The 26834-nt window shown below is 63.7% G+C and carries 24 protein-coding genes and 1 pseudogene; 17 read left to right on the forward strand and 8 right to left on the reverse strand.

Features of this window, described 5'->3' with window-relative positions; translation table 11 throughout:
* The first annotated feature begins 10 nt into the window (after positions 1–10).
* The 10 genes from JEY66_RS18430 (at position 11) to JEY66_RS18475 (ending at position 10981) form a co-directional block, all read left to right on the forward strand.
* Positions 11–382 (forward strand): hypothetical protein, encoded by a 372-nt coding sequence (locus JEY66_RS18430; RefSeq protein ID WP_018272390.1) that lies wholly within the window; start codon positions 11–13, stop codon positions 380–382.
* A gap of 67 nt (positions 383–449) precedes the next feature.
* Entirely contained in the window at positions 450–656 is a 207-nt protein-coding gene (locus JEY66_RS18435; protein WP_026192969.1) for a hypothetical protein, read from the forward strand.
* A gap of 247 nt (positions 657–903) precedes the next feature.
* Positions 904–2037, forward strand: a complete 1134-nt coding sequence (locus JEY66_RS18440; RefSeq protein ID WP_018272388.1) for a glycosyltransferase — start codon at positions 904–906, stop codon at positions 2035–2037.
* Between the two features lie 7 nt (positions 2038–2044).
* Complete coding sequence (locus JEY66_RS18445) at positions 2045–3547, forward strand: glycosyltransferase family 39 protein (protein WP_018272387.1); 1503 nt, start codon at positions 2045–2047, stop codon at positions 3545–3547.
* Positions 3548–3625: 78 nt separating this feature from the next.
* Positions 3626–4321 (forward strand): DUF899 family protein, encoded by a 696-nt coding sequence (locus JEY66_RS18450; RefSeq protein WP_018272386.1) that lies wholly within the window; start codon positions 3626–3628, stop codon positions 4319–4321.
* 427 nt (positions 4322–4748) lie between these two features.
* Positions 4749–5891: a DUF2778 domain-containing protein gene (locus JEY66_RS18455; protein WP_018272385.1), complete on the forward strand. Its 1143-nt coding sequence runs from the start codon at positions 4749–4751 to the stop codon at positions 5889–5891.
* Between the two features lie 217 nt (positions 5892–6108).
* On the forward strand, positions 6109–7065 hold the full coding sequence (locus tag JEY66_RS18460; protein WP_026192968.1) for a helix-turn-helix domain-containing protein: 957 nt from the start codon (positions 6109–6111) through the stop codon (positions 7063–7065).
* A 379-nt stretch (positions 7066–7444) separates the two neighbouring features.
* On the forward strand, positions 7445–8962 hold the full coding sequence (adh, locus tag JEY66_RS18465) for an aldehyde dehydrogenase (RefSeq protein ID WP_018272383.1): 1518 nt from the start codon (positions 7445–7447) through the stop codon (positions 8960–8962).
* A 63-nt stretch (positions 8963–9025) separates the two neighbouring features.
* On the forward strand, positions 9026–9376 hold the full coding sequence (locus JEY66_RS18470) for a DUF779 domain-containing protein (RefSeq protein WP_018272382.1): 351 nt from the start codon (positions 9026–9028) through the stop codon (positions 9374–9376).
* A gap of 108 nt (positions 9377–9484) precedes the next feature.
* Positions 9485–10981 (forward strand): AMP nucleosidase, encoded by a 1497-nt coding sequence (locus tag JEY66_RS18475; RefSeq protein ID WP_018272381.1) that lies wholly within the window; start codon positions 9485–9487, stop codon positions 10979–10981.
* Between the two features lie 23 nt (positions 10982–11004).
* On the opposite strand, the gene JEY66_RS18480 is transcribed toward JEY66_RS18475, so the two are convergent.
* The gene (locus JEY66_RS18480; protein ID WP_018272380.1) at positions 11005–11598 is read right to left on the reverse strand and encodes a cysteine hydrolase family protein; all 594 of its coding nucleotides are present in this window, start codon (positions 11596–11598) and stop codon (positions 11005–11007) included.
* A gap of 123 nt (positions 11599–11721) precedes the next feature.
* On the opposite strand from JEY66_RS18480, the gene JEY66_RS18485 reads away from it, so the two are divergent.
* The 4 genes and pseudogenes from JEY66_RS18485 to JEY66_RS18500 all read left to right on the forward strand — a co-directional run bounded on the left by JEY66_RS18485 (position 11722) and on the right by JEY66_RS18500 (position 17744).
* Entirely contained in the window at positions 11722–12561 is an 840-nt protein-coding gene (locus JEY66_RS18485) for a LysR family transcriptional regulator (protein WP_018272379.1), read from the forward strand.
* A gap of 113 nt (positions 12562–12674) precedes the next feature.
* A pseudogene (locus tag JEY66_RS18490) lies at positions 12675–13079 on the forward strand (SPFH domain-containing protein); the annotation flags it as partial.
* Between the two features lie 227 nt (positions 13080–13306).
* On the forward strand, positions 13307–16669 hold the full coding sequence (locus tag JEY66_RS18495) for an adenylate/guanylate cyclase domain-containing protein (RefSeq protein ID WP_018272377.1): 3363 nt from the start codon (positions 13307–13309) through the stop codon (positions 16667–16669).
* A 337-nt stretch (positions 16670–17006) separates the two neighbouring features.
* Entirely contained in the window at positions 17007–17744 is a 738-nt protein-coding gene (locus tag JEY66_RS18500) for a Crp/Fnr family transcriptional regulator (protein WP_018272376.1), read from the forward strand.
* A gap of 17 nt (positions 17745–17761) precedes the next feature.
* On the opposite strand, the gene JEY66_RS18505 is transcribed toward JEY66_RS18500, so the two are convergent.
* The 4 genes from JEY66_RS18505 to JEY66_RS18520 all read right to left on the reverse strand — a co-directional run bounded on the left by JEY66_RS18505 (position 17762) and on the right by JEY66_RS18520 (position 20919).
* Positions 17762–17959 (reverse strand): hypothetical protein, encoded by a 198-nt coding sequence (locus JEY66_RS18505; RefSeq protein WP_018272375.1) that lies wholly within the window; start codon positions 17957–17959, stop codon positions 17762–17764.
* Between the two features lie 40 nt (positions 17960–17999).
* Positions 18000–18215, reverse strand: coding sequence for a hypothetical protein (locus JEY66_RS18510; protein ID WP_016840464.1), 216 nt, complete (start codon positions 18213–18215; stop codon positions 18000–18002).
* Positions 18216–18918: 703 nt separating this feature from the next.
* Entirely contained in the window at positions 18919–20559 is a 1641-nt protein-coding gene (gene groL / locus JEY66_RS18515) for a chaperonin GroEL (RefSeq protein ID WP_018272374.1), read from the reverse strand.
* A gap of 45 nt (positions 20560–20604) precedes the next feature.
* Positions 20605–20919 carry a co-chaperone GroES gene (locus JEY66_RS18520; protein WP_018272373.1) on the reverse strand — a complete coding sequence of 105 codons (315 nt, stop codon included), beginning with the start codon at positions 20917–20919 and terminating at the stop codon, positions 20605–20607.
* Between the two features lie 395 nt (positions 20920–21314).
* On the opposite strand from JEY66_RS18520, the gene JEY66_RS18525 reads away from it, so the two are divergent.
* Positions 21315–21605, forward strand: a complete 291-nt coding sequence (locus JEY66_RS18525; RefSeq protein ID WP_026192965.1) for an usg protein — start codon at positions 21315–21317, stop codon at positions 21603–21605.
* A 99-nt stretch (positions 21606–21704) separates the two neighbouring features.
* Positions 21705–22271: a cupin domain-containing protein gene (locus tag JEY66_RS18530; protein ID WP_018272372.1), complete on the forward strand. Its 567-nt coding sequence runs from the start codon at positions 21705–21707 to the stop codon at positions 22269–22271.
* Positions 22272–22575: 304 nt separating this feature from the next.
* Here the strand turns inward: JEY66_RS18530 and JEY66_RS18535 are convergent, their stop codons facing one another.
* Positions 22576–23175, reverse strand: coding sequence for a sll1863 family stress response protein (locus JEY66_RS18535; protein WP_018272371.1), 600 nt, complete (start codon positions 23173–23175; stop codon positions 22576–22578).
* Between the two features lie 372 nt (positions 23176–23547).
* Between JEY66_RS18535 and JEY66_RS45465 the strand changes: the two genes are divergently transcribed.
* On the forward strand, positions 23548–23784 hold the full coding sequence (locus tag JEY66_RS45465) for an MGMT family protein (protein ID WP_080650378.1): 237 nt from the start codon (positions 23548–23550) through the stop codon (positions 23782–23784).
* A 380-nt stretch (positions 23785–24164) separates the two neighbouring features.
* Here JEY66_RS45465 and JEY66_RS18540 read toward each other — a convergent pair whose 3' ends face one another.
* A complete protein-coding gene (locus JEY66_RS18540; protein ID WP_018272370.1) occupies positions 24165–25655 on the reverse strand; it encodes a gamma-glutamylcyclotransferase family protein in 1491 nt (496 codons plus the stop codon).
* 234 nt (positions 25656–25889) lie between these two features.
* Positions 25890–26693, reverse strand: a complete 804-nt coding sequence (locus JEY66_RS18545) for a hypothetical protein (RefSeq protein ID WP_018272369.1) — start codon at positions 26691–26693, stop codon at positions 25890–25892.
* Positions 26694–26834 lie beyond the last annotated feature (141 nt).

Consider the following 26834-nt stretch of genomic DNA (forward strand, 5'->3'; position numbering starts at 1 on the left):
AGAACAACAAATGCGCATGCTGGTTGCGGCCGCCCTCTTGATCACGTCCTCCGCCGCGATATCGTCCGCTGCAATGGCCGACGAGGTCGACGATGCGCACAAGCTCGCGATCACCGGCCGCGACGCCTACTGGAATTGTCTCGCCCGCGAATATCCCCGCGACAGCAACAAGGCGATGTCGGACCAGGAATTCACCTCGCTGATCGCCAATGTATGTCCCTCGGAGCGGCAGAACTTCCGGGTGTCGCTGATCGACTTCCTGTCGCTGCAATTTCCGAAACAGGATGCCGACGCGAACCTGACGACCGCCAACCGCGCGATCGAGCTCGCGCAGAAGGACATCGTGACCGCCTTCACCCGGCGCAAGGCCGCGGCGAAATAGGTTCCCAAATCCTGTTGCGGCCGGCCGATTTTTGATATCAATCCGCGCAGGCGAGGGGATGATCGGCATGAGCTCACAATCGACGGCAGGCTTTTTGGGCGCACTGGTTGCAGCCGTCGCGCTGGCCGCGGCGTTCATCTACGGGCCGTCGCCGAGCCAACTCCGTAACCCGACCCGGTCCGCCGCGCAGCCGCAGGCGGCTCCTGCCGCCGAGGCGGCGCCGGTGGCCCCGGCGCCACGCGGCCCGGTGATCCGGGAAGTCCCCAACAACTAGCGCCTCCGCGCCCCTTGCGGATCGCATGGGGGCTACCTAACTAGGTCATAACGGCGACGTTGCAGCTTCAGGGCTCCGGCGCTGGGACGACCACGACATTGATGGCTGCGCCGGATGTACGCGCGCCCCTTGTTCGTGGTCGTTGGCATTTTGAGGGGTGTTTTGCCCCGTTTTCCCGCTTTCCGAGCGTGCGTTTGGGTCGGCCTGCCTTGGCAGCGGGTGAGGCTGCGGCTATACGCTGGCGCTCATGAACGAAGCCATCAAGCCGGGCCCCGAAACCTCATCGCAGGCGGCAAGTTTGCCGCAGCTTTCGGTGGTCGTCCCGACCTTCAACGAACGTGACAATGTCACGGTGCTGTATCGCCGGCTCGACGCGACGCTGAAGGACGTGTCCTGGGAAGTCATCTTCGTCGACGACAATTCGCCCGACGGAACCTGGGACGTGGTGCGCGCGCTGGCGCGGAAGGACTCCCGCGTGCGCTGCATCCGCCGGATCGGCCGGCGCGGCCTGTCCGGCGCCTGCATCGAGGGCATCCTGGCATCGAGCGCGCCCTATGCCGCGGTGATGGACGCCGACCTGCAGCATGACGAGAGCCAGCTGCCGAGGATGGTGGCGCTGCTGCAGAGCGGCGAGGCCGAGCTCGTGGTCGGCAGCCGCTATATCGAGGGCTACAAGGCCGACGGCTTCAACAAGCAGCGCGCCGGCGCCAGCGCCTTTGCCACCGAGATCGCGCGCCGCGCGCTGAAGGTCGAGATCGCCGATCCCATGAGCGGCTTCTTCATGATCCGCCGCGACCGGTTCGAGCAGCTCGCGCCGCAGCTGTCCACGCAAGGCTTCAAGATCCTGCTCGACGTGGTGGCGACGGCGGAGGGCAAGCTGCGCGCGGTCGAAATTCCCTACACCTTCGGTGCCCGCCAGCATGGCGAGAGCAAGCTCGACTCCATGGTCGCGCTCGACTTCCTCGGCCTGGTGCTGGCGAAGCTGACCAATGATCTGATCTCGCTGCGCTTCATTCTGTTCGCAGCCGTCGGCGGGCTCGGCCTGGTGGTGCACCTCACCGTGCTGTTCATCGCGCTCGAACTGTTCAAGGCGCCATTCCCGGAGGCCCAGGCCACTGGTGCGATCGTCGCCATGACCAGCAACTTCATCCTCAACAATTTCCTGACCTACCGCGACCAGCGGCTGAAGGGCTTTGGCATCCTGCGCGGCCTGCTGCTGTTCTATCTGGTCTGCAGCGTCGGTCTGCTCGCCAATGTCGGCGTCGCGTTCTCGGTCTACGACCAGGAGCCGATCTGGTGGCTGGCGGGCGCAGCCGGCGCGCTGATGGGCGTGGTGTGGAACTACGCGATGTCCGGGCTGTTCGTCTGGCGCAAGCGATGACGGCGGCATGAACGCGAACGAGGCGCGGCTTGCCCGAAACACCGCGCTTGCGGTGTGCGCGCTGGTCGTGTTGCGACTGGCTGCCGCCGCATGGACGCCGCTGACCTTCGACGAAGCTTATTACTGGATGTGGTCGAAGTCGCTCGCCGGCGGCTATTACGACCATCCGCCGATGGTCGCGGTGGTGATCCGGCTCGGCACCATGATCGCGGGCGATACGCCGTTCGGCGTGCGGCTGGTGTCGATCCTGCTCGCACTGCCGATGAGCTGGGCGATCCACCGGGCGGCCGAGATCCTGTTCGGCGGCCGGCGCATCGCGGCGAGCGCAACGATCCTGCTCAATGTCACGCTGATGGCCGCCGTCGGCACGCTGATCGTGACGCCGGATGCGCCGCTGCTGGTCGCTGCCAGCCTCCTGCTGTACGCGCTCGCAAAGGTACTGGAGAGCGGCCGCGGCGCCTGGTGGCTTGCGGTCGGCGCCGGCGCCGGCGCGGCGCTGCTGTCAAAATACACCGCGCTGTTCTTTGGTCCGGCGATCCTGATCTGGCTTGCGACGGTGCCGAAGCTGCGGCGCTGGTTTCTCTCGCCCTGGCTCTATCTCGGCGGCCTGGTTGCGGCCGGCCTGTTCAGCCCCGTCATCCTGTGGAATGCCGATCACCACTGGGTGTCGTTCATCAAGCAGATGGGCCGCGCGCGGATCGAGGATTTCCGGCCGACCTACATCGCCGAGCTGATCCCGCCCCAGTTTGCGTTCGCAACGCCATTGGTGTTCATCCTCGGCGTGATGGGCCTCTACGCGCTCTATCGGCGCCGCGCCGGCGCGATGGAGGCGCGCGTGCTGGTCAACACGATGTTCTGGACCATCGTGGTCTACTTCACCTGGCACGCATTGCATGCGCGGGTCGAGGCCAACTGGTTCGCGCCGGTCTATCCCGCCTTTGCGGTGGCGGCCGCGGTCGCGGCAGTCCAGGTGCAGTGGGCGCCGCGCGAGCAGCGCACGATCGACTTCTGCCGGCGCTGGGCCGCGCCCACAGGCGTCGTGCTGTTCGCGCTGCTGATCGTGCAGGCCAACACCGGTTTGCTCTCGGGCTACCGCCGCGACGCCACCGTGCGCAGCGTCGGTGTCGGCTGGCAGGAGCTGGCGGACGAGATCGAAGCGGCGCGCGTGCGGACCGGCGCGAGCTGCGTACTGGCGGCGGACTACGGCACCACGGGCTGGCTCGCCTTCTATCTCCCCAAGGGCACCTGCGTCGCCCAGCAGGGCCAGCGCATTCGCTGGGTCAACTTGCCCGAACCGGGCCCTGCGCAGCTGTCCGGCAAGCTGCTCTATGTGCACGAGGTCGAGCAGGCAATGCCGGCCTCGTTGCGCGACAATTTCGCCCGCGTCGAAACGGTGGCCGAGGCCAAGCGCATGCGGGGGCCGTTGACCATCGAGACCTACGCGCTCGACCTGCTGGAGGGCGCAAAGGGCGAGGTCTTCGACCGTTCCCCGCCGCCGGAACTGCAGTAAAACTCTCGCCGTTAAGTGTCGGATCGTCCGGGTCCGGGTCGTCTTCCAGACAGCCCGTCAACCACGCGAGGTTCCAACATGACCAGTTCCGTTCTCAAGCCTGCTGCCGAACTCGCCAAGACCAATGTCAGGCGCTTTCCCAATGAGAGCGCCGAGTATCGCCGCGCCCGCCAGGCGCTGCTTGTCGAAGAGATCGAGCTGCGCCGGCATATCGAGCGCGTCGCCGAGCTGCGCCGCGCCTTGCCGCCCGGCGGCGAGGTGACCAAGCCCTATGAGTTCACCGGCGAGTCCGGCGCGGCCTCGCTCGCCGATCTGTTCGGCAGCAAGCCGACGCTGATCGTCTACAGCTACATGTACGGCCCGCAGCGCGAGAAGCCGTGTCCGATGTGCACATCGTTCATGGGCACATGGGAGGAGAAGCTGTCCGATATCGAGCAGCGCGTGTCGTTCGTGTTCGTGGCGCGCTCGCCGATCGCACGGCTGATCGAGGCGAAGAAGGCGCGCGGCTGGACGCGTCACAGGATCTACTCGGATGCGTCGGGTGATTACACGCGCGACTATGTCAGCAAGGATGACAGCGACCTGCCGGGCTACAATGTCTTCACGCGCCACAACGGCACGATCCGTCATTTCTGGGCCGGCGAAATGGGGGCGGGCACGATGGACCCCGGCCAGGACCCGCGCGGCGCGCCGGACATGGATCCGCTGTGGACGGTGCTCGACACCACGCCAGAGGGACGCGGCACGGACTGGTATCCGAAGCTCTCCTATTGAGGAGATGGTTTTTGCGCGATCCCCGCGCGATTACGGGGCGATCGGCAAGGAAATTCTCCCCTGAATATATTCCGGCATGCTGCGTTGGAGCAGCATGCCGGAATGTCCCATGATGGGACAGAAAAGCCGCTTCGGCGGTCCAATGTCATCTTAAAAAAGCCCTACGCCACAGGCACTTCCCGCGCTGCAGGGGATCGCATCCGGTTAAGTCGCATTTAACTAAAAGTCGCCTTAATGGCCGTCTGTGCCCCCGCGCGACGTTGAGCCGAACACCCGTTCGACCCCGCGTCGAGTGAGGGACAAAGGTGGACCTGTTTTGAGCGCCGGGCGTATGGGTACGAGTGCGAGTGCGTATGTTCTTGGGGCGCCAAGCCGCAAGAAATCTTCCCGAAAAATCCTCCCACAGCATTTCCTCGGCAGCGCCGCGGTGGCGGGGCTGGTGCTTGGCTGCGCCTGGACCGTCTACGCCAACATCTTTGCGGCGAGCGTCTATCCGTCGGTGGGCAATGCGTCGTTCGATGCGCCGGTGGTGAAGCGGCCTGTCGCGGTCGCTGCGCGGCCGACGCCTGCCTTCAACGAGGTGTTCGCGTCCCTGAGGCCGGCACCGGCGGCGCCCGCGAAGACCGAGGTCGCGAAGTCGGAAGCCGCGGCATCGTCGCTTATGTTTAACGATCGGTTTGCGGCCGCCTCGCCCGAGGGCGTGGCGTCCAGCGTCGTGGCTGACGCCGCATCGCAGATCGACCCGATCAAGCAGGCCGCTGCGCCCAAGCTCGCCGAAGCGGCGAGGGCGGTCGCCTCCGCAGAGCTCGCCGAGACTTCGAAGCCATTGCCGGCGCCGAAGTCGGTCGAAGCCGCCAAGAAGCAGGCCGCCGCCAATTTGAAGGTGGCGCTCAACGATCCCGCTGCGGACGTTCAGCCCAAGGGTGCCGATAAGGCGTCCGAGGCGAAGCCTGCCGAAGCCAAGCAGGCGACCAAGTCCAGCGGCGTCCGTGACATGGCCGCGCGCGCCAAGGCCGCGGTGATGTCGATCGCATCGAACGAGCGGCAGACCATGGTCGAAAAACTGTGGGGCAAGCGGGAGTCGAGCGGCGGATTGCTCTCCTTCGCCTCGGCCGATGCGAACGTGACCGGCAGCATTCCTTCGACGCTGGACCAGAACCCGATGCTCGGCGGCTCGCCGCCCTATGACCGCCAGACCGCGGTGTACGACATCTCGGCCAGGACCGTGTACCTGCCCGACGGAACGCGCCTCGAGGCGCATTCGGGCCTCGGCTCCCGGCTGGACGATCCCAGATCGTCGCATCTGAAAATGGTCGGCGTGACGCCGCCGCACATCTACGAACTCAAGCCGCGCGAGGCGCTGTTCCACGGCGTGCCGGCGCTGCGGCTCAATCCGATCGGGGGCGAAGGCAAGATCTTCAACCGCGTCGGCCTGCTCGCGCACACCTTCATGCTCGGTCCGAACGGCGACTCCAACGGCTGCGTCTCGTTCAAGGACTACTACGCGTTCCTCGACGCCTACCGTAACAAGGGCATCCGCCGTCTCGCGGTGCTGGCGCGGATTCAGTAGGCGCATTCTGCTGGAGGGGACGCCTGTCCCCTTGGCCTGTCCCGCGGTCAACTGCCTCGAACGGCCGCCGCTCCATCGTCAGTTCCTGTCCGAAGGTCCCGGTTGCCATCCCTTGAAAGGCCGTGGGGCGCGCTATATCCTGCCGCATACAAGGGTGCCAGGGTCAACAGCGCCGCGCTCCCGAGGGTCATAGAACCCCGGTGGCAGGGAGGGAAGCATGAGCCGATCGCCTGGCGTCATGCATACGGACAAGGTTCTCGACGTGCTGGCAGGGGGCGGAGCGCCATCCGACCTGTCGGCGTCGTGGCGTCGTTCCGGCCATCTGCACGCGCTCGATCCGGCGAGCCGCCTGCCGTCGCATCGTCTCAGCCAGGCCGACATCGCCGCTGCGCAGCAGCGGCTCGGCGGATTCCTGAAAGTCGCCCAGAGCACGCTCGATCGGCTGTTTCTTGCCGTGGGCGGGGTCGGCTGCTCGGTGCTGCTCGCGGACCGCGACGGCGTCGTCGTCGACCGGCGCGGCGCGGGTGCCGATGATGCGACCTTTGACGCCTGGGGGCTCTGGACCGGCGCGGTCTGGAGCGAGAAATACGAGGGGACCAACGGCATCGGCACCTGCATCGTCGAGAAGCGCCCGCTGTCGATCGACCGTGAGCAGCACTTCTTCACTCGCAATTCCGGACTGTTCTGCACCACCGCGCCGATCTTCGACGAACACGGCGAGCTTGCCGCCGCGCTCGACGTTTCCTCCTGCCGGGCGGATTTGACCGGCGGATTTTCCCGATTGATCGCGACCACGGTCACCGACGCCGCCCGCACGATCGAGGCCGAGAATTTTCGCCGCGCGTTTCCCGACGCGCGGATTCTGCTGACGCCCAAAAGCGAGCGCGCCGTCAACTCGTTGCTGGCGGTCGATCGCGACGATCTCGTGATCGGTGCGACGCGGGCTGCGCGGCGCGCGCTCGGCCTCAACGCGGCGTCGCTGGCGCGGCCATTGCCGGCGGCCGACCTGATCGGCGAGACTCGCGACGCGGGTGACCTGGCTGCCGCGGAACGTGCAGCGTTGCAGCGTGCGCTGGCGCGCGCCGGCGGCAATGTGTCGAAGGCCGCCAGGGACCTCGACATGTCCCGGGCGACCTTGCACCGCAAGCTCAAGCAGCTTGGCTTGCACCGTTAGCGCGCAATGACCTTTGGTTGAATCGGCTCGCCGCGGCTTCGATTCACCTCTCCCCACCGGGGAGAGGTCGGATTGCTCCTGGCGATGCGAAGCATCGTCCAGTGCAATCCGGGTGAGGGCTCTTGCTCTCTCGATAGACCGGAACCCCTCACCCGATTTGCTGTGCAAATCGACCTCTCCCAAGGGAGAGGTGATCCTTCGACGCTATTCCAGCTCAACCTGATCTTATCGATGCGCCCGCGCCAATTTGCGGCGCACTCTGTCTCAGATTTGCGACAGTTCCCTCGTGGCCCTTGGGGCGAGCCCCTGTTCTGTCTGCCTGATTTGACCGAGCGTTCCGGCCAACGCCGTGTGCATCGGCGTGCCAACGGAGGAACACATGAACAAGGTGGACATGCAGTCCGTGCTCAAGGCGCCGTTCGCCAAGCGCTACGGCAATTTCATTGGCGGCGAATGGCGCGAGCCCCATTCCGGGAAGTATTTCGACAACGTCTCGCCGGTGACGGGACTTCCGATCTGCGAAATCCCGCGCTCGGATGCTGCGGATATCGAGGCCGCGCTCGACGCGGCGCATGCCGCCAAGGGCGCCTGGGGCAAGACCAGCGTCGCCGAGCGCTCGCTGATCCTCAACAAGATCGCCGACCGGATGGAGGCCAATCTCGAGAAGCTCGCGACCGCCGAGACCTGGGACAACGGCAAGCCGATCCGGGAGACCATGGCGGCCGACATACCGCTCGCGATCGACCACTTCCGCTATTTCGCCAGCGCGATCCGCGGCCAGGAGGGTTCGATCTCCGAGATCGATCACGACACCGTCGCCTATCACTTCCATGAGCCGCTCGGCGTCGTCGGGCAGATCATTCCCTGGAATTTCCCGATCCTGATGGCGACCTGGAAGCTGGCGCCGGCGCTCGCCGCCGGCAATTGCGTCGTGATCAAGCCCGCCGAGCAGACCCCGGCGTCGATCATGACCTGGCTCGAACTGGTCGGCGATCTCCTGCCCAAGGGCGTCCTCAATGTCGTCAACGGTTTCGGCCTCGAGGCCGGCAAGCCCCTGGCCTCATCGAACCGGATCGCCAAGATCGCCTTCACCGGCGAGACCACGACCGGCCGGCTGATCATGCAATACGCCTCGCAGAACCTGATCCCGGTGACGCTCGAGCTCGGCGGCAAGTCGCCCAACATCTTCTTCAAGGACGTCTGCGCGGAAGACGATGATTTCTTCGACAAGGCGATCGAAGGATTCGTGATGTTCGCGCTCAACCAGGGCGAGGTCTGTACCTGCCCGAGCCGTGCGCTGATCCACGAATCGATCTACGACCGCTTCATGGAGCGCGCGTTGAAGCGCGTGGCCGCGATCACGCAAGGAAGCCCGCTCGACCCGACCACCATGATCGGCGCGCAGGCCTCCTCCGAACAGCTCGAGAAGATCCTCTCCTATATCGACATCGGCAAGAAGGAGGGCGCCAAGGTCTTGGCCGGCGGCGAGCGCAACAATCTCGGCGGCGGACTATCGGGCGGCTATTACGTCAAGCCGACCGTGTTCGAGGGCAACAACAAGATGCGCGTGTTCCAGGAGGAGATTTTCGGGCCCGTGGTGTCGGTCACGACCTTCAAGACCGACGAGGAAGCGCTCTCGATCGCCAACGACACGCTCTATGGCCTCGGCGCGGGCGTCTGGAGCCGCGATGCCAATCGCTGCTATCGCTTCGGCCGCGCCATCCAGGCCGGCCGGGTCTGGACCAATTGCTACCACGCCTATCCGGCGCATGCGGCGTTCGGCGGCTACAAGCAGTCCGGCGTCGGCCGCGAGAACCACAAGATGATGCTCGACCATTACCAGCAGACCAAGAACATGCTGGTGAGCTACAGCGCGAAGAAGCTCGGCTTCTTCTAGGATCCTGTAGACGCGACAGGCTTCGGCGGGGTGTCCCGCCGAAGCTCCATCACGGAGGCCGCGATGGCTGACAAGGTGACCGCGACACCGGCCGCGCTGGAGCTGATCGCCGAGATTGTCGCCGATCACGGGCCGGTGCTGTTTCACCAGTCCGGCGGCTGCTGCGACGGTTCGTCGCCGATGTGCTATCCGCAAGGCGAATTCCTGATCGGCGACCACGACGTCAAGCTCGGCGAGATCGGCGGCGCGCCGTTCTACATCAGCGGCGCGCAATATGACGCCTGGAAGCACACCGATCTGATCATCGACGTCGTTCCCGGCCGCGGCGGCATGTTCTCGCTCGACAACGGGCGCGAGCGCCGGTTCCTGACCCGGTCCGAAATCTGCGCGTTGCCGCTCCGCGAGGCGGAGTAAGGCAACTTGGCGCGATCGGCGTCGAACTGGAACTGAGGGCTATTGTCGCTATATTGTGCTGATCCAGGGCGAGTCCAAGCTCGGCAACGGATCTGGTGCAAAGCGAACATGTCTCCCACACCCTCCATCGAAACCCCGCCGCCGATCACGACCGAAGCGTTCGTCGATGCCGCAGCCGCGGTTGTCCGTCTCGAAGAGATCTACGAGCGCAACACCGGCTTCCTGCGCAATCGTTTCGAGGCCTATGTCAACGGCGTGCCGTTCACGACGCGGGTGCGGGCGCATTATCCGTTCGTCCGCATCACGACCTCGTCACATGCGCGGCTCGACTCGCGGCTTGCCTACGGCTTCGTCGCAGGACCCGGCATCCACGAGACCAGCATCACGCGGCCCGATATCTTCCGGACCTATCTGACCGAGCAGATCGGGCTCCTGATCAAGAACCATGGCGTGGCGGTCGAGATCGGCGAGTCGCACGAGCCGATCCCGATCCATTTCGCTTACCGCCGCGACATCAATATCGAGGCGGCGCTGACCATCGCCGACAGTTCGGCGTTCACCCGGTCGCTGCGCGACATCTTCGATACGCCCGATCTCGCTGCGATGGACGATGCGATCGCCGACGGCACGTTTGAGCTGACGCCGGGCGCGCCGGAGCCGCTGGCGCTGTTCCGCGCGGCGCGGGTCGATTACTCCCTTCGCCGGCTCTACCACTACACCGGCACCGACCCGGAGCACTTCCAGAATTTCGTGATCTTCACGAACTACCAGTTCTATGTCGATGCCTTCGTGCAGCTCTCCCAGCAGCGGCTTGCGTCGGGCGAGGCCGGTCTCGAGGCCTTCGTCGCGCCCGGCAATGTGATGACGCATAATGCGCGGCTCGGCGGCGGCAGCACCGGGACCCCGTCCGAACGCGTCCCGCAGATGCCGGCCTTTCATCTGGTCCGGCCCGGCTATCGCGGCATCACCCTGATCAATATCGGCATCGGTCCGTCCAATGCGCGCAACATCACCGATCACGTCGCGGTGCTGCGGCCGCATGCCTGGTTGATGATCGGGCACTGCGCCGGACTGCGCAACACGCAGCGGCTCGGCGATTATGTGCTTGCCCACGGCTATGTGCGCGACGACCACGTGCTCGATCACGAGCTGCCGCTCTGGGTGCCGATCCCGGCGCTGGCGGAAATGCAGGTCGCGCTCGAGGAAGCGGTCGGCGAGGTGACCGGGCTCTCCGGCTTCGAGCTCAAGCGGCTGATGCGCACCGGCACGGTCGCCAGCGTCGACAACCGCAACTGGGAGATCAGCGGGCCGCAGGTGATCCGGCGCATGTCGCAGTCGCGCGCGGTCGCGCTCGACATGGAATCGGCGGCGATCGCCGCCAACGGCTATCGCTTCCGCGTCCCCTACGGCACGCTGCTCTGCGTCTCCGACAAGCCGCTGCATGGCGAGATCAAGCTCGCAGGCATGGCCAGTGAATTCTACCGCCAGCGCGTCGGCCAGCACCTTGAGATCGGTCTCAAGGCGCTGGAGCGGCTCAAGCAGCAGGAATCCGAACGCCTGCATTCGCGCAAGCTGCGCAGCTTTGCCGAGGTCGCGTTTCAGTAGCGCAGCGCCGCGGGGATCAGCGCTCAGGCGAGCGCGTTGCCGCGGGCGATGATCGCGAAGCGGTCGGACAGTTCGGCGAGCGCGACGTCGTGAATGAGCCTTGCGGCAATCGTGCCGCCGACGCCGTCGGGCAGGTCGCGGGTGGCGCAGCTGTCGGCGTCGATCGTGGTGCGGAAGCCGAGATCGAGCGCGGCGCGGGCGGTCGAGCTCACGCACATATGCGTCATGAAGCCGGCGAGCACCAGCTCCTTGCGGCCGGTCGCGGCGAGCTGCGCGTTGAGGTCGGTGCCGGCGAACGCGTTCGGCAATTGCTTCTCGATCACGATCTCACCCGGCCGCGGCGCCAGCGGCGCGACGATCGCGCCACGCTCGGCGGTGCGGTCGAACAGGCTGCCCGGCTGGCCCTTGTGCGCGATGTGGATGATCGCGGCGCCGCTTTCCCGGGCGCGCGCGAGCAATGCGGCGGCGCGCGCAATCGCCGGCTTGGCGTCGGGCAGCGCCAGGGGACCTGCGAGATATTCGTTCTGGATATCGATCAGCACCAGGCAGCTGTCGCCGAGGCGGGGCGGGGTGAGGTCGATACCGGCAAGCTGCATCAATGTCTTGGCTGATGTCATGGTCGTTCTCCAGCGGATGTGTCGCCGAAAACATAGCCCGGGTTCGGCCTGCTGTTATGCAGGGATATTGCAGCCGGTGGCTGCGTTATTGCAGGTGGCGGTCGCACGATGTAGCCTGCCGCCATGAACTGGGACGATCTTCGCATCATCGCGGCGGTCAGGGACGAGGGCACTTATGCGGGCGCCAGCGCGCGGCTGCGCATCGACGAGACCACGGTCGGGCGCAGGCTGGCGCGGATCGAGCGCGCGCTCGGCTTGCGCCTGTTCGAGGCCGTCGATGGCGTCCGCAAGCCGACCCGGCAGTGCGACATGGTGCTCGCGCATATTGAGGCGATGGCCGCGCATGCCGAGGAGATCGGCCGGATCGGCGGAAGCCTGCCTGGTCCGGTCGGGCGGCTGCGGATCGCCTCCACCAGTGCGATCGCCGAGGAGGTGCTGGCGCCGCGCGCAAGTGAATTCCTGCGCGCCCATCCGGGCCTGACGCTGCAGTTTCTGACGTCGAGCGACAACGTAAAATTCTCGCGCTGGGAGGCCGATCTCGCGATCCGCCTGCGCAAGCCCGACAAGGGCGACTTTGCGATCTCGAAGCTCGCCGAGGTCAGGTCGTATTTCTTCGAGCCGGCCGCGACAACGGCGGGAGAAGCGATGCTGTGCGCCTATCCCGACGAGCTCGGAGGGATTCCGGAAATGCAGTTCCTGCGCGCGAAGCGGCTTCGCGCGCGCTGCGTCACCGACAATGTCCGCATCATCCAAACGCTGATCCAGTCGCATCACGCAGTCGGCGTGTTGCCGGAGCACAGCTGTGCCGATCTGCTGACCGACCGCCGTCTGCGCGCCACGCTGCTGCCGAAGCGACGCGACGTCTGGCTCCTGGTGCAGAACCATCTCAAGCGCGACACGGCAACGCGCGTCACCATCGACTGGCTGCGCGCCTGCTTCCAGGATGCCGCGCAGAAGGGGTGAGGTGCCCTCGCATTGGCGGGACGTGCTGCGACGCCTGGGTCACAGCACCGCCCCGTCATGAAAAAATCACACGCAGCCCTCTTGCAACACGGACGAGGCGGTGGCCGGCCAGCACGCTGGACGAGGTGCCGTCTGCGAAGACGGCGCTCGATACGGAGCTTCGCGACTTCGTCCGCGATCGTGTCGCGGACAGCGGCGTCGAGGTCACCGAGCTCGGCGTGAAGGACGTGATCCTGCTCGGCGAGATCCGCGAGCTGGTCAACAAGGTGGTGGAGGCGGAGCGGGTGGCGAAGGCTAACCTGATCCGTCGCCAGGAGGAGACCGCGGCGACGCGTTCGCTCCTGAACACCGCCAGGCTGATGGAGGAGAACCCTCTGCTGCTGCGGCTCAAGGAGCTGGAGTCGCTCGAGCGTCTGGTCGAGAAGGTCGGCCGCATCGACCTGCATGCCGGCGAGGGACAGGGCCTCGATGCGCTCCTGACCAAGCTGGTCCGCCTCAAGGCGCCCGAGAGCGCGTAAGACAAGAAGGGCCGCCCACGGGCGGCCCTTCGCTTTTTGCGCCGGCACGGGCCGCTGGCATTCTTATGAATGTTAGCGTGCAGGACGGCTGTACCGGGGCACCGCTATCGGCGCAATTCGCATGTGCTGCTCCGGGCCGCAAAACAGAGGTGCCACCCCGGGCAGATTGCGATAACGTTTGCGCACCGTGGTCCATTCGGCCAGCCGTCAACCCGTCGGTGAAGCCAGTGCAGCAGATTGCGGAATGGCTCGAGAAGCTGGGACTTGGGCAATACGCGCTGCGTTTTGCCGAGAACGGGATCGACCTCGGCGTTCTTCCCGAATTGACGGATGAAGACTTCGACAGGCTCGGCGTCCTGCTCGGCCATCGCCGCAAGATGCTGCGTGCGATCGCCGATCTCAATCAAGCCGAACTGATCGCCGCGCCGGTTTCACCGCACGATGCCGAGCGCCGCCATCTCACCGTGATGTTCTGCGACCTGGTCGGCTCGACGGCCTTGTCGGCACGTCTCGATCCCGAGGACATGTGGGAGGTGATCCGCGCCTATCGCGCAGCCTGTGCGCAGGTGATCACGACATATGACGGCGCCGTTGCCAGATTTATCGGCGACGGCATCCTGGCTTATTTCGGCTATCCCCGTGCCCACGAGGACGATGCGGAGCGCGCGGTGCGCGCCGGCCTCGACGTCATTGCCGCAATAGGCAAGCTCGAGACCCGCGCGAAAGAGGGCGTTGCGGTTCGGATCGCGATCGCGAGCGGGCTTGTCGTGGTCGGCGACCTCGTCTCCGGCGGCGCGTCGGAGGAGCAGGCGCTGGTCGGCGATGCGCCGAACATCGCGGCGCGGCTGCAGAGCCTGGCGGAGCCGGGCGTGGTCGTCGTGGCGGCCTCGACCCGGCGGCTGCTCGGCAATCTGTTCACGCTGCGCAGCCTCGGCCGCCGCGAGGTCAAGGGCATCTCCGAGCCGATCGCGGTGTGGGCCGTCGAAGGCGAGCCGGCATCGGAAAGCCGTTTCGAGGCGGTGCGCACCGCGCGCTCGATCGGCTTCGTCGGCCGCAAGGCGGAGATCGAATTTGCGTTGTCGCGCCAGCAACTGGCGTGGCAGGGCCAGGGCCAGGCGGTGCTGATATCGGGCGAAGCGGGTATCGGCAAATCGCGCATCGTGGCGATGCTCTCCGACAGCCTGGCGCCCGGGACACACCGCCGTGTGCGGTATCAATGCTCGCCCTATCACACCAACAGCGCGCTGCACCCGTTTGTCGCCCAGCTCGAGCGTGCCGCCGGCATCAGGTCGGAGGATGCGCCGGAGCAGAAGCTGGACAAGCTTGAAGCCATGCTGGCGCTCGGCACGCAGCACGTGCCCACCGTGACACCGCTGATCGCAGCGCTGCTGTCGATCCCGACCGGCGAGCGCTATCCGCCGCTCGGCCTCAGCCCGGCGCAGCAGCGGCGGCAGACATTCGCAGCGCTGCTCGACCAGCTCGAGGGCCTTGCCCGGCAGCAGCCGGTGCTTGTCGTCTGTGAAGACGTGCACTGGGCCGATGCCACGTCGCTCGAACTGCTCGACCTCGCGGTCGACCGGATCAGGGGACTGCCGATCCTCATGCTCATGACGTTCAGGCCGGAGTTCGAGCCGCCATGGGCGGGGCTCGCCAATGTCAGCCTGCTGCGGCTCGATCGGCTCGACCGGCAGGACACCCGCGCGCTGATCGAGCAGGTGACCGTCGGCCGGTTGCTGCCCGGCGAGATGATGACGCAGATCGTCGAGCGGACGGACGGTGTCCCGCTGTTCGTCGAGGAGCTGACCAAGATGGTCATGGAGTCGGGGCTGCTGGTCGAGACTGCCGGGCGCTATCGCCTCGACAATCCGCTGCCGCCGCTGGCGATCCCGGCGACGCTGCAGGATTCGCTGATGGCCCGGCTCGACCGGCTGGCCCCGGTCAAGGAGGTGGCGCAGATCGGCGCTGCGATCGGCCGTGAGTTCTCATATGCGCTGCTGCGCAGCGTGGCGGGGCGCGATGATCTGACGCTTGCCGCGGCGCTTGCCCAGCTCGAAGAGGCCGAGTTGCTGCTGCGCCGGGGCGTGCCGCCGGATGCAAGCTACAGCTTCAAGCATGCGTTGGTCCAGGAGGCGGCTTACGAGAGCTTGCTCAAGAGCCGCCGGCAATTGCTTCACAAGCATATCGGCGATGTGCTGCGCGACAAGTTTGCCGAGATGGCCGAGATCGAGCCGGAAGTCGTTGCCTACCATTTCACCGAGGCAGGGCTCGGCGAGACCGCGCTGGCGTGGTGGCGCAAGGCCGGTCAGCAGGCACTGAAGCGCTCGGCCTATTGCGAGGCGATCGCGCATCTCGGCAAGGCGGTCGCGATCGCCGATCAACTGCCCGACGAGCCGGCTCGGATGATCGGCCGGCTCCATCTGCAAATCGCCTACGGCCGCGCGCTGCGGGGCAGTCTTGGGCACAGCGCCCCCGAGACGGTGGCCGCCTGGACGCGCGCCCGGCAGTTCGCCTCGGATGTCGATGATCCAATCGAGCTCGCGCCGATCCAGTCGGGCCTCTTCAACGCCTGCTTGACCCACGGCGAGCTCGCGCCGATGCGAGAGCTGGCGGAGGCGATCATGGGCGCAGCGGAGCGGCATCCGGATTCGCCGGTGGCGGCAATCGTGGCGCGCTGGACCAGCGGGGTGACCGCCTGGTTCGCGGGCGAGTACCTGAACGCGGGCATCCATCTCGAACAGGCCTTCGCGGCCTATGCGACCGAGCCGGATCCGGCAACCTTCAAGGCCTCGACGCTCGACTTGCCGTTCGTCATCATGAGATTTCTCGCCCTGGTGCTTTGGCCGCGTGGCGAGATCGATCGGGCCCGGCAGCTCGCGGGCGCAGCGGTGAACGTCGCCGGGAAACAGCGCGCGCTCGCGCGCGCCAATGCGCTGGTTCACAAGGCCGTCTTCGACGGGCTGTGCGGCAGCAGGTTGCGCCAGACCGAGACGATCCTTGCCCTGGGCCTGGCGCAGGACCACACGATGCCGCTGTATGTCGCCGCCGGCACCTATCTCAATGGTCTGGAGAAGTGGCGTGCCGGCGACCGGGCCGCAGGTCTCGCTGAGATGCAGCGTGGCTGGACGTTGCTTCACGAGAACGATTGCTACCTCTGTGAACCGTTCTGGGGATTGCACATTGCCGTGGCGAATGCGGAGGCCGGGCATGTCGATGCCGGGCTCGACATCATCGATGGGTTGATCGAGGCGACTGAGCAGTCCGGGCAGCACTGGCTGGATGCCGAGCTCTACCGCGTGCAGGGCGAACTGCGGTCGCGCCGCGTCAGCCCTGACATGTCCGGCGCCGAGGGCGCCTTCCGCCGCGCCCTCGAGATTGCGCGAAGGCAGCAGACCAGGACGTTCGAGCTGCGCGGCGCGCTGGGACTTGCACGTCTTTACAGCCGCAGCGGCCGGGCAGAGGAGATATCTCGATTGCTGGCGCCGGTGCTCGCCGGCTTCGATGCGGCGCTCGATCTTGCCGAGATCAAGGACGCGCAGGAACTGCTCGCGCAGGCGCATCAGTGGCCGGACCGCCACTCGCGCGCGTCTTGACGGGTGCCGCAGCGGAACGGTCACACCGCGTCCGCCACCTTCCTCCTCGCGCGGGTGGTGAAAGAGCAGGTTCGGATTTCGCGCGCGGCGCTTGCGAAGCGAAACTGGAACTGTTGGGTTCCCGAAGTTCTACGGTGGCGGCGATGCGCATTTTGCTATTGCGTCCGCTGGCGCATTTGCATCTACTTTAAAAAGCGCTGCTGCAGAGAATTCCGCCTTGCGGTCAAGCGTTTGGAATTTGTTTTTGATCCTGTGTTTGAGTGAGTATGCTGTGCGACCCTTGACGTTCCCGCAGGTGAGCATTTCCGGTGGAACTCGTAATCGCCTTCTCGCGACATTGTCGCCGGCGGATCTGGACCTCCTGAGACCCGAACTTGAGACCGTTGCGCTCGAACAGGATGCAGTCCTGGCGCGCGCCGGTGACGAGATCGACTACGTCTTCTTTCCTCACAGCGGCGCGATCCTGTTGATGATCGACATGGCGGATGGGCACACGGTCGCGACCGGTGTGGTTGGATGCGAAGGGGCGGTGGGCAGTCTTTCGGTGCTTGGAGCCTCGCCGTCAGGCATTACCGCCGTCGTTCGTGCGGCTGGTACCGCCTCGCGGGTTCCGGCGGCGCGCTTTCATGCCGCTTTCGGCCGCAGTCCCGGGATTCGGCAGGCAATCCAGAAGCATGTCAGATCGATGCTGATCCAGTTTCAGCTCGGCTCCGCCTGCAATGCGCTCCATCCGGTCGAGGCGCGGATGGCGCGCTGGCTGCTTCAGCTTCGCGACCGCGTCGACAGCGACGTCCTCCCGCTGACCCAGCACGCGCTGTCACAAATCCTCGGCGTGCGACGAACAACGGTGACCTTGCTGATGGGCAACCTGCGCAAGCGCGGCGCGATCAGGTCGGATCAACGAGGCCAGATCGAGATCGATCGGGCGCGGCTCTTGGCGGCGGCGTGCGAATGCCATCGCGTCATGCGTCTCGAAGCCGAGGAGATCTTCTCGGGCGACAAGGTTCGAACGCGAGGAATGGCGTCGGCCAACGATCCGCGCATCCCGGAAATCGAGGCGGACGACGCCGTGTGAGCGTGTCCCCGGTGCGGTCAGCTTCCCGGCCGCCGATCAAGCTCCCGTGCGGGGGAGGATGCCTCTTCGAGCTTCGCAATCTCGCGCAGCACCTTTGCGGTCTCGCGCAACTCATTGCGCTTCAGACCGGGTTTCAGCCGTCGCGCTTCGTCGAGAAAGTCCTTGGCCTGCAGCAGCCAGGCAGACGTTTCCGTCGAGATCTGCACCTGCGCCATGGTGTCCCTCCATCGCGGTCGTCAAAAGTGGCGGCCATTTTCAGGCCGGCGAACCGCCGCCGCGGCGTCGCCGCACGCGGATGCTCGGCTCATCGACCCACGCGTCCCGCGCAAACCAGGCGTGATCCGCGCGGCAAAACGGACAGGGGGTGCGCGCGAAGAACACGGTGCTGCGTCGAAAGCTCTCGCGATCGGTTTTGATTCCGGTGGAAATCGCGTGTCCGGTTTGCGGACATCTGACCATCACCATGCCCATGAGCGCCTCCCTCCCATATTGCCTTTTGCTTTTTGCCTTTTGCCTTGCAGAATAGTCCGGCCGGTTGGATTGGCCCCAGATCGGTGCGCGGGGTAGTTGGGGGGCATCGCGCACCTGCGGCGGTTGACGGAGCATCGGCAGTGGGGGCTGCATGCTCGTCAGTGGGCTTCTTCCAACCGGCCAGGTCCCTCCTTGAACGAATCCTCAATGTGACTTCAACGCCGCTTCTTCAGGCGGCTCGGCAGAAAACCTCTTCGCTTTCGCCCACCGTACAGCCTCCCTCGCAAGTGAAAGCATTCTCCGCAACGCTCGCCCGCGTCACGGGAGCTGACGCTCCGTGCTCGATTCGGATTTTTGAGAGTGAAGTTCGATCTCGTCCCGAGCTTACTGTGCGGGACGAAGATGACGCTGTCGGTTCGGTTTGCGACTCTCGCGCAAAATTTTTTTGAAATTGTCAACTCAGACCAACGTATGTTTACGGAGAGTGTTGTGCATAACGTGCATGCTGGGAGCCGCGTGAGGCTCCTGTCTCAGCGTGAGGTTGTGCAAAGCATCCGCATTGGCCGCGCTGCAGTAAGCGAGCTTGCCCAAACAAAAACCCCGGCATCGCTGCCGGGGTTCTGCATTTCGTTGTCGTTGAGCGAAATCCCGGCTCTGCGGTGCACCGCTTCGCGCTGCACCGCGTCCGGGACGACTTCGTCGCTTAGAAGTCCATGCCGCCCATGCCGCCGCCCGGAGGCATCGCGGGGCCGCCGGCGTTCTTCTTCGGCAGCTCGGCAACCATCGCTTCCGTGGTGATCAGGAGCGCGGCCACCGAGGCAGCGTTCTGGATCGCGGTGCGCACGACCTTGGTCGGGTCGATGATGCCCTTCTTGACGAGGTCGGCATAGTCGCCGGTCTGGGAGTCGAAGCCGTAGTTGTAGGCCTTGTTCTCCAGGATCTTGCCGACAATCACCGAACCGTCTTCACCGGCGTTGATCGCGATCTGGCGAGCGGGAGCCGACAGCGCCTTGCGCACGATCTCGACGCCGGTCTTCTGGTCGTCGTTCTTGGTGCGCAGGCCCTTGAGCTGCTCGGAGGCACGGAGCAGGGCGACGCCGCCGCCCGGGACGATGCCTTCCTCGACAGCCGCGCGGGTCGCGTGCATCGCGTCATCAACGCGATCCTTGCGCTCCTTCACCTCGACCTCGGTCGCGCCGCCGACGCGGATCACCGCGACGCCGCCTGCGAGCTTGGCGAGACGCTCCTGCAGCTTCTCACGGTCGTAGTCCGAGGTGGTCTCCTCGATCTGCGCCTTGATCTGGGCAACGCGGGCGTCGATGTCGGCCTTCTTGCCGGCGCCGTTGACGATCGTGGTGTTCTCCTTGTCGATCATCACCTTCTTGGCGCGACCGAGCATCTGCAGCGTGACGTTCTCGAGCTTGATGCCGAGGTCTTCCGAGATGGCCTGGCCGCCGGTCAGGATCGCGATGTCCTGCAGCATGGCCTTGCGGCGATCGCCGAAGCCCGGAGCCTTGACGGCCGCGACCTTCAGGCCGCCACGCAGGCGGTTGACGACGAGGGTGGCGAGGGCTTCGCCTTCGACGTCCTCGGCGACGATGACCAGCGGCTTGCCGGTCTGCACCACGGCCTCGAGCAGCGGCAGCAGCTCGTTCAGCGAGGAGAGCTTCTTCTCGTTGATGAGGATGTAGGCGTCGTCCATCTCAACGCGCATCTTGTCGGCGTTGGTGACGAAGTAGGGCGAGATGTAGCCGCGGTCGAACTGCATGCCCTCGACGACGTCGAGTTCGGTCTCGAGCGACTTGGCTTCCTCGACCGTGATCACGCCCTCGTTGCCGACCTTCTTCATGGCGTCGGAGAGGAACTTGCCGATCTCGGCATCGCCATTGGCCGAAATGGTGCCGACCTGGGCGATCTCCTCGTTCGAGGTGACCTTCTTCGAGTTCTTCTGGAGGTCCGCAACGACGGCTTCGACCGCGAGGTCGATACCGCGCTTCAGGTCCATCGGGTTCATGCCGGCGGCGACCGACTTGGCGCCTTCCTTCACGATCGCAGCCGCGAGCACGGTCGCGGTGGTGGTGCCGTCGCCGGCCGCGTCAGCGGACTTGGAGGCGACTTCGCGCACCATCTGGGCGCCCATGTTCTCGAACTTGTCCTCGAGCTCGATCTCCTTGGCGACGGTGACGCCGTCCTTGGTGATGCGGGGAGCGCCGAACGACTTTTCGAGCACCACGTTGCGGCCCTTCGGACCGAGGGTGACCTTCACCGCGTTGGCCAGGATGTCGACGCCGCGCAGCATCTTGTCGCGTGCCTCGACGGAGAATTTGACTTCTTTAGCTGCCATCTGAATTTTTCCTTGGAATGGTTTGCCTGGGGAGGGAGGAGGCGCTTAGGCCGCCTTCTTCTTGGAAGCGGGGACGTCGAGCACGCCCATGATGTCGCTTTCCTTCATGATCAGCAGGTCTTCACCGTCGATCTTGACCTCGGTGCCGGACCACTTGCCGAACAGGACGCGGTCGCCGACCTTGAGGTCGATCGGGATCAGCTTGCCAGCTTCGTCGCGGCCGCCCGGGCCAACGGCGATGACTTCGCCCTGCGAGGGCTTTTCCTTGGCACTGTCCGGAATGATGATGCCGCCAGCAGTCTTCTCTTCGGCGTCGATACGCTTGACCACGACGCGGTCGTGAAGCGGACGGAATTTCATGCAGTCCTCCTAAACATTTGTAGATGCTGTAGATTTTTGGAGAGTTAGCAGTCCAGCCCAGCGAGTGCCAGACTGACTAGGCAGGAGATAGGCCAAGCCTTGGCGGCGGGCAAGTGCCTCTAGCAGAAAAATTGGCACTCGTAAGTGCCGCCTGCCAAAGGGATGCCGAGATCATTTCGACATCCTTAATGCCGCCAGGGAGAGGGCGCGGGGGCTATTAGCAGATGCGGTAAGCTGCTGCCAACGCAAGAAATTTCAACAACCTATTAAACATTTAGGCTTGAGATGGGTTAGTCGCGTGCGTCACATTTCTCTCATGTGAGCGCATCCATTGCCGGTGGTCCGGCGGGGGAGGTCGGCCACCACGTGAATGCGCTCCGTCACAGGAGGTTGGCATGGTCTCGCGAGTTGGTGGGGTTGTTTCCGACGATTTCCGGAAGCAGTTGCTGGGGTACGGGCTGACGACGGCGCAAATCCTCTATCGGATGCCCGATCACCCCTCGTTGCTGCAGACCTATGTCTGGCAGAACTACGACCTGTTTCCGAAATTTCCGGCGCTGCAGGATTTCCTCGCGTTCTGGCAGGCGAAGCTCGAAGGCCCGCTGTTTTCGGTGACGGTGGCGCATTCGAAGCTGGTCAAGCCGGCCGAGCTGCGCGCCGTCGACGGCGTGTTCCGGCTGCACTGAGCGGGCAAGGGAGCAAAAGCGCGCTGTGCGCCTTTGCTCGCCTCGCGGCGCGCGACTTGTGTTAGCCTCTCTCCGTCACAAAAAGACGGGAGGCGAACAATGGCCAAGAAGACGGCATCAAGATCGGCAGCCAAGACCGCGGTGAAGAAGAAATGGTCGGGGCTCGGCGCCGGCACCAAGAAGACGTCCGCGAAATCGTCCGCGCGCAAGACCATCAAGTCGAAGGGACGCGTCTCGGCGGCGAAGAAGAGCGCAGCGAAAGCTGCAACCAAGGCGCGGCCGAAGCAGCGCGTCGCGATCAGCCATCACCGCGAAGAGGACTTCAAGGCCGACGGGCTGCGCGCCTATGCCAAGTACCGCGACCTCGGCATCGCCGCCGCCTCGCATGGCCTCGCGCAGGCACACGTCATCCGGCTGCAGGGACCGTGCAATCCCGATGAAGTGTCGAAGCTGCACTTCCACGATGTCGACTTCCAGATGGTCTACGTGCTCAAGGGCTGGGTGAAGACCTACATGGAAGGCGAGGGCGAGACCCTGATGCAGCAAGGCAGCGCCTGGACCCAGCCGCCGCGCATCCGGCACATGATCCTGGACTACTCCGACGACGTCGAACTGCTGGAGGTGATCCTGCCGGCCGAGTTCAAGACGGTGGAGTTGAAGGCGTAGGCTTTTCGCGGCCGTCATGGCCGGGCTTGACCCGGCCATCCATCCTGCTTCGCGAGATTCTCCTGGTCGATGGATGCCCGGGTCAAGCCCGGGCATGACGATTTTCTTGGCCGTGTACCCATAAAACCGTCGGCGTGACTCTACGTCCGCTTTGCCCCGATAGCGACCAAGTTCGTGCGGCAACGCAAGATGTCGCGATGGGCCAATTTCGGAAGTCCGCCAAATGTCATTTCTTGATCCTCGTAGAGTACCAAAGAAAGACCGCCTTGCGGCGGTCTCTCTGAGTCCAACCAGTGTGCTTTGATCAGGCAGCTCGCTTGAACGCGTCCCGTGCCGCCTCATTGGCGCGATCGAAGGCAGCACGCGTTTCCGTCAAAGCTGCCATAAGTGCGGACCATGACTGGGTCCCCGCCTGGTTCAACTTCTCAAGTTTTTTCTCCGCCTCGACTGCATCGGCGTTCATACGCTTCACGGCGGCGTCAATATCGCCCCGACGCTCAGAAGCGAATTTTTTGGCATCGCTGCCAAGTTTGTCGGCCGCTTCGCGCCACGCTTTCAATTGGGCATCGGCTTGAAGCTTAAACATCGCCTGCTGGTGCTCGATTTGCTTGCCGAAGCTCTCGACATATTTCCTGACCTCGGCCTCGAACGAGCGCCAGTCATCCTCTAGTTTTGCCTTCGCCTGGATCCAGGCGGCCTCGTTAGCTTCCGATTGCTTCTTCATGGTGTCCCGGAAGTCATCACGCTGCTTGCGCAGTTCAGCCAGAATCTTCTCAGCCTTGTCGCGGACATCGGCCTGCACCTCGGCTACCTTGCCTTCAAGCGATGTCACTGCGGCGTCCATTTCATCGAGACGCTCCTTGGCCCAAATTGTAAAGAAGTGGGGATTGCTTTGCGTCACCATTTGCTTATCTCCTCGTATGCCCCATTTTGCTGAGTAACATGCCGCGCCCACCTGTTTTTGATGCAAGTCAACATCAAACCCAGGAGTGATCCTCGGTCTGACCCGACTTCACCTAAGAAGTTGGGAGGTCCGAAATGGGTCATTCACGTCGAATCGCATCGGGCGGAGCCGCCGGTCGATGTCCGCAATGCTCCGTTTGCGTCCACGCCGGCACTGCGCGGTAAACGACGCCAGGGGCCAATAGCTGCCCACAATGTTAGGACGGCGACGCGCATTTCGAAACTAACACCGGCACGTCCGGTCGAATCTTCCGTGCCAGCGCGACGCGCTCGTTCCAACCGCAAGCAAAAAGAAATCTGCTACACTTCGCCTATGAAAACCTTTTCGGATAAGGCTCGCGACATCGTGCGCAAGATCCCAAAGGGGAAGACCATGTCGTACAAAGCTGTCGCTGCTAAGGCCGGCAATTCGAAAGCTGCACGCGCGGTTGGTGCCATAATGCGCACGAATTACGACCCATCGATCCCCTGTCATCGCGTTATTGCAAGCGACGGCTCAATGCGCGGCGACGTTCGTCCGCGCCGTCGACCGGCCCAACAACGATCCTGACAGGGAGCTTCACCGCGTCAGCACCGCCCCGGATTGTGCGGAGCCTGTCATCGGGCGCGCGTTCGCGCGACCCGTTGGCTCCATCCGGGCTACTGTGTCTACGGCTGCGTCAGCATCCCCACGATCGCGCCCATCAGGCAGGTCGTCAGCGTGCCTGATCGACTTCAGCCCGAGCGCGTTGATCTCGTCGCGCCGTACACAGCGCGTCCGGAGAACGTCCCGAAGGGCGGACGCGCCTTCCGCCGGTTGAACATAACTTTCAACACAATAGGCGTGCCCACTCACCAAGCGACTAACCACCGTAGTCCATTATGTCTGTGGAAATCGTCTCGGAGTTGCGCTGCCGGTCCGGATCGATAACGCGCGCCGAATTCGTAGCATCACAGCTCGGGACTTCCCAGCTTGGCCCGCTCATTCTTGTCGCGTGTCGCATTGGGGTCATCGATCGCTTCTACAGACTGGATATGCTTTTCAATATAGTCGGGCGGCAAGCCGTGTTCCCTAGCTCCGGAGAGGACAAAATCTTTGTACCAGCTGTAGGGCTTGAGGTTGTCGTCGATGTGCTCAGGGGTTGCGCGATAGGTAAGGACCTTTCGCCTGCGACCTTTCTCGTTGATGACCGTGACAATTGCGTGCTCGTAGCCGCTGCCGACGCCTTCCGCCGCATCTAGCGTGGCGCGCTCGGATGGATCGAAGCTGAAGAGGACCCCGATTACGTTGTCGTTGTTGCCACTAGCAAATGCGTTGCACTTTCCAGACTTGTCCCTGCTGCGCTTATGGAAGCGAAGCGTATGACCGGGCAGGGTAGCAATGCCGAGTGGCTTGCAGCTCGGCGTGCGCTCACGCAGCCGGGCGGTGCACATGTTGGATCCGTAGGCAAAATAGACGACCGGCTCCGGTGGCCCGGCTTCTCTCTTCTTTAGCGGCTCGATCGGCGGATCGCCGGGCCTAACAATCTTGCGCAGCGGAACTGTCATTATGCTGGGCTCTTCGGACTCTTCACCCTCGCGAGTGATAATCGGTTGTCCGTCCTCAAGATTGAGGAGTGGGATGGGCCTGCCGCTCCATCCGCAATCTGCGCAGTGCGGCCGTTCCCAGAGTATGTTGGGCGCGGCTGCGTTTTCTGCGTGTTGTGGTTCGAGATGCGGCAGGCCGCAGTTCGGGCATTCTTCAGGTACACCGCGCAATGCACGAATGATCAACCGAGCCGCCATTCCGCAGGCAAGCTGGATTAATACGTGCGCCATGTCGGCATCAAGCCAGGTAGCGGACTTTGAATGCGTCAGCCAGTTAGAGAACGTCCATGCGGACTCCAGCGCACTTTTGACCGCCCCACGACGCTCTTTGTTCGTGTCGCTCGGCAGAAGATCGTTGCAGATGATTTCTGTCCACGCGCGGAAGTTCGCACGCTGCGGTGGGTTGTCGGTCCACATTGCCGAATCTTGCGCGACGCCGATCAGTTCGAGTAGCGCTTCTCGGCAGCGGACGCCAACAGCCTGATAATCGGTGAGGCTCTGAGCTTGTGTCAAGGCGGCGCCGGCTTCTTCCATCTTCTCGAAGACCCGACCGAACGGTAGGATACGTAGGTCGTCCTCCTGTTGATCTTCCGTGCGCGGGACGCGGATGATCAGGCCAATATGGAAGGTCAGAGCAAGGTCCATACTTGGGAATTGCTCTTGAGAGTAAAGATTCGTGCCGCCAGTGATCACCCACCAGCGATCCTTGTTGGTATGGATATCCCACACGTCGTGACGGGTGTTCCCGACGGCCTCCGAGTAGACCTTCTGCATGAAAGTTACCTCGAGGTCCGGCGCTTGCCATTCAAAATATTCTCGGACTTCCTCGATCTCCTCCTCGGTAGCTTTCAACATGATCGTCACACAGCGATTTCGAAGGGGTTATGGAAGCCTCAACAATAGACCATACCGCGGAAACATCATCTGCCGCCTTCGCTGTGCAACCGGCGCAAATTGCTTGCGATTATGTCGCGAAGAAAAACAGACACACCATATGACTCGCCAATTCGCTTAGTTTTAACCCTCTATTGGCTTTCGGTGGCGTGCCATTATGCGCGCATCATCACCCCCGCAATTGAACAATAGAGCCTACGCGTCTGCGCCTATCGGTTTAGCCGATCTCTGCTTTGCTCTGGCTTTCTCAAGTTTTGCCGGGTCTTCCCTTTGGACAATATCGATGGTGTTCAACATTTTTGCTAGTTGCTGCTCATTCGTCCATTTCGCGCGAAGCGTCGGAAAAAAAGAGGCCAATATCTCAACCGGGATCGATATGACCAGAATGAATAACACCAGAAAGCCGACAAACATAATCGCACTGGATGAGTAGGGCATTCCAGCAACGATTGTCGCCAACACGCTTCCGTATTCTTGGTCTACCTCCTCTCCTAAAATAGGAAGGCGTTTGTTGTCATATACAGCGGAGATATTTTTGCTTACTGAATAGGGCCAACCGCTGATCACGCCATACACTTGAACAGACTCCAAAGGATCGATGGGCTGGACTATGATCTTTTTAGTCAGGCCCTTTGCGCCCGGTGTCGCTTGGCGCGAGTAGAGAAATGAATCGTCCTTCGCAATTACTTCAACTGGTTTCGAACGAACGCTGCTTACGTTGCTAATGGTAATGACGGCGACGCGCATTTCCCTCTCAAATCTAAACGGTCCGGAGAGAGGGCCAACTATGCCAAATGCTGTTGCGATCGATTTCTCTAGTTCGCCTACCGCCTTTCCGTCCATTCCGTACAACGGGTTTGGCACGGATACCCACCTCACGTTGGCCGCTAGAAAGCTGGCTTCGGGCGAGGTTACGTATTGCCAGATGACCGTGCCAATTCCGCCTACCATCATCAATATGAGAGGCACCACGAGTTTTTCTATCCAATACGTCATCATTTCTCACCAACCTGCGATGGGCGGGGCAAGAAGCTGCACCGGCTCACACGTTTCACTCAAGGTTGAGACTGGCTTTTCAAAAGGAATCTCTACTCGACTTTCGGCGGGGGGGGGGACCGGCGGGAAAGTTGACGCAGCGGT

Source organism: Bradyrhizobium elkanii USDA 76, from assembly GCF_023278185.1.
GTDB lineage: Bacteria > Pseudomonadota > Alphaproteobacteria > Rhizobiales > Xanthobacteraceae > Bradyrhizobium > Bradyrhizobium elkanii.

What these genes read in the sequence shown, in the direction of transcription:
- JEY66_RS18530 (WP_018272372.1), top strand. Translation starts at nt 21,705, where the DNA reads ATGGCCAAGAAGACGGCATCAAGATCGGCAGCCAAGACCGCGGTGAAG.
- JEY66_RS18485 (WP_018272379.1), top strand. Translation starts at nt 11,722, where the DNA reads ATGAACTGGGACGATCTTCGCATCATCGCGGCGGTCAGGGACGAGGGC.
- JEY66_RS18470 (WP_018272382.1), top strand. Translation starts at nt 9,026, where the DNA reads ATGGCTGACAAGGTGACCGCGACACCGGCCGCGCTGGAGCTGATCGCC.
- JEY66_RS45465 (WP_080650378.1), top strand. Translation starts at nt 23,548, where the DNA reads ATGAAAACCTTTTCGGATAAGGCTCGCGACATCGTGCGCAAGATCCCA.
- JEY66_RS18505 (WP_018272375.1), bottom strand. Translation starts at nt 17,959, where the DNA reads ATGGCGCAGGTGCAGATCTCGACGGAAACGTCTGCCTGGCTGCTGCAG.
- JEY66_RS18440 (WP_018272388.1), top strand. Translation starts at nt 904, where the DNA reads ATGAACGAAGCCATCAAGCCGGGCCCCGAAACCTCATCGCAGGCGGCA.
- adh (WP_018272383.1), top strand. Translation starts at nt 7,445, where the DNA reads ATGAACAAGGTGGACATGCAGTCCGTGCTCAAGGCGCCGTTCGCCAAG.
- JEY66_RS18480 (WP_018272380.1), bottom strand. Translation starts at nt 11,598, where the DNA reads ATGACATCAGCCAAGACATTGATGCAGCTTGCCGGTATCGACCTCACC.
- JEY66_RS18445 (WP_018272387.1), top strand. Translation starts at nt 2,045, where the DNA reads ATGAACGCGAACGAGGCGCGGCTTGCCCGAAACACCGCGCTTGCGGTG.
- JEY66_RS18460 (WP_026192968.1), top strand. Translation starts at nt 6,109, where the DNA reads ATGAGCCGATCGCCTGGCGTCATGCATACGGACAAGGTTCTCGACGTG.
- JEY66_RS18545 (WP_018272369.1), bottom strand. Translation starts at nt 26,693, where the DNA reads ATGATGACGTATTGGATAGAAAAACTCGTGGTGCCTCTCATATTGATG.
- JEY66_RS18475 (WP_018272381.1), top strand. Translation starts at nt 9,485, where the DNA reads ATGTCTCCCACACCCTCCATCGAAACCCCGCCGCCGATCACGACCGAA.
- JEY66_RS18435 (WP_026192969.1), top strand. Translation starts at nt 450, where the DNA reads ATGAGCTCACAATCGACGGCAGGCTTTTTGGGCGCACTGGTTGCAGCC.
- JEY66_RS18520 (WP_018272373.1), bottom strand. Translation starts at nt 20,919, where the DNA reads ATGAAATTCCGTCCGCTTCACGACCGCGTCGTGGTCAAGCGTATCGAC.
- JEY66_RS18525 (WP_026192965.1), top strand. Translation starts at nt 21,315, where the DNA reads ATGGTCTCGCGAGTTGGTGGGGTTGTTTCCGACGATTTCCGGAAGCAG.
- JEY66_RS18430 (WP_018272390.1), top strand. Translation starts at nt 11, where the DNA reads ATGCGCATGCTGGTTGCGGCCGCCCTCTTGATCACGTCCTCCGCCGCG.
- JEY66_RS18540 (WP_018272370.1), bottom strand. Translation starts at nt 25,655, where the DNA reads ATGTTGAAAGCTACCGAGGAGGAGATCGAGGAAGTCCGAGAATATTTT.
- JEY66_RS18450 (WP_018272386.1), top strand. Translation starts at nt 3,626, where the DNA reads ATGACCAGTTCCGTTCTCAAGCCTGCTGCCGAACTCGCCAAGACCAAT.
- groL (WP_018272374.1), bottom strand. Translation starts at nt 20,559, where the DNA reads ATGGCAGCTAAAGAAGTCAAATTCTCCGTCGAGGCACGCGACAAGATG.
- JEY66_RS18535 (WP_018272371.1), bottom strand. Translation starts at nt 23,175, where the DNA reads ATGGTGACGCAAAGCAATCCCCACTTCTTTACAATTTGGGCCAAGGAG.
- JEY66_RS18510 (WP_016840464.1), bottom strand. Translation starts at nt 18,215, where the DNA reads ATGGGCATGGTGATGGTCAGATGTCCGCAAACCGGACACGCGATTTCC.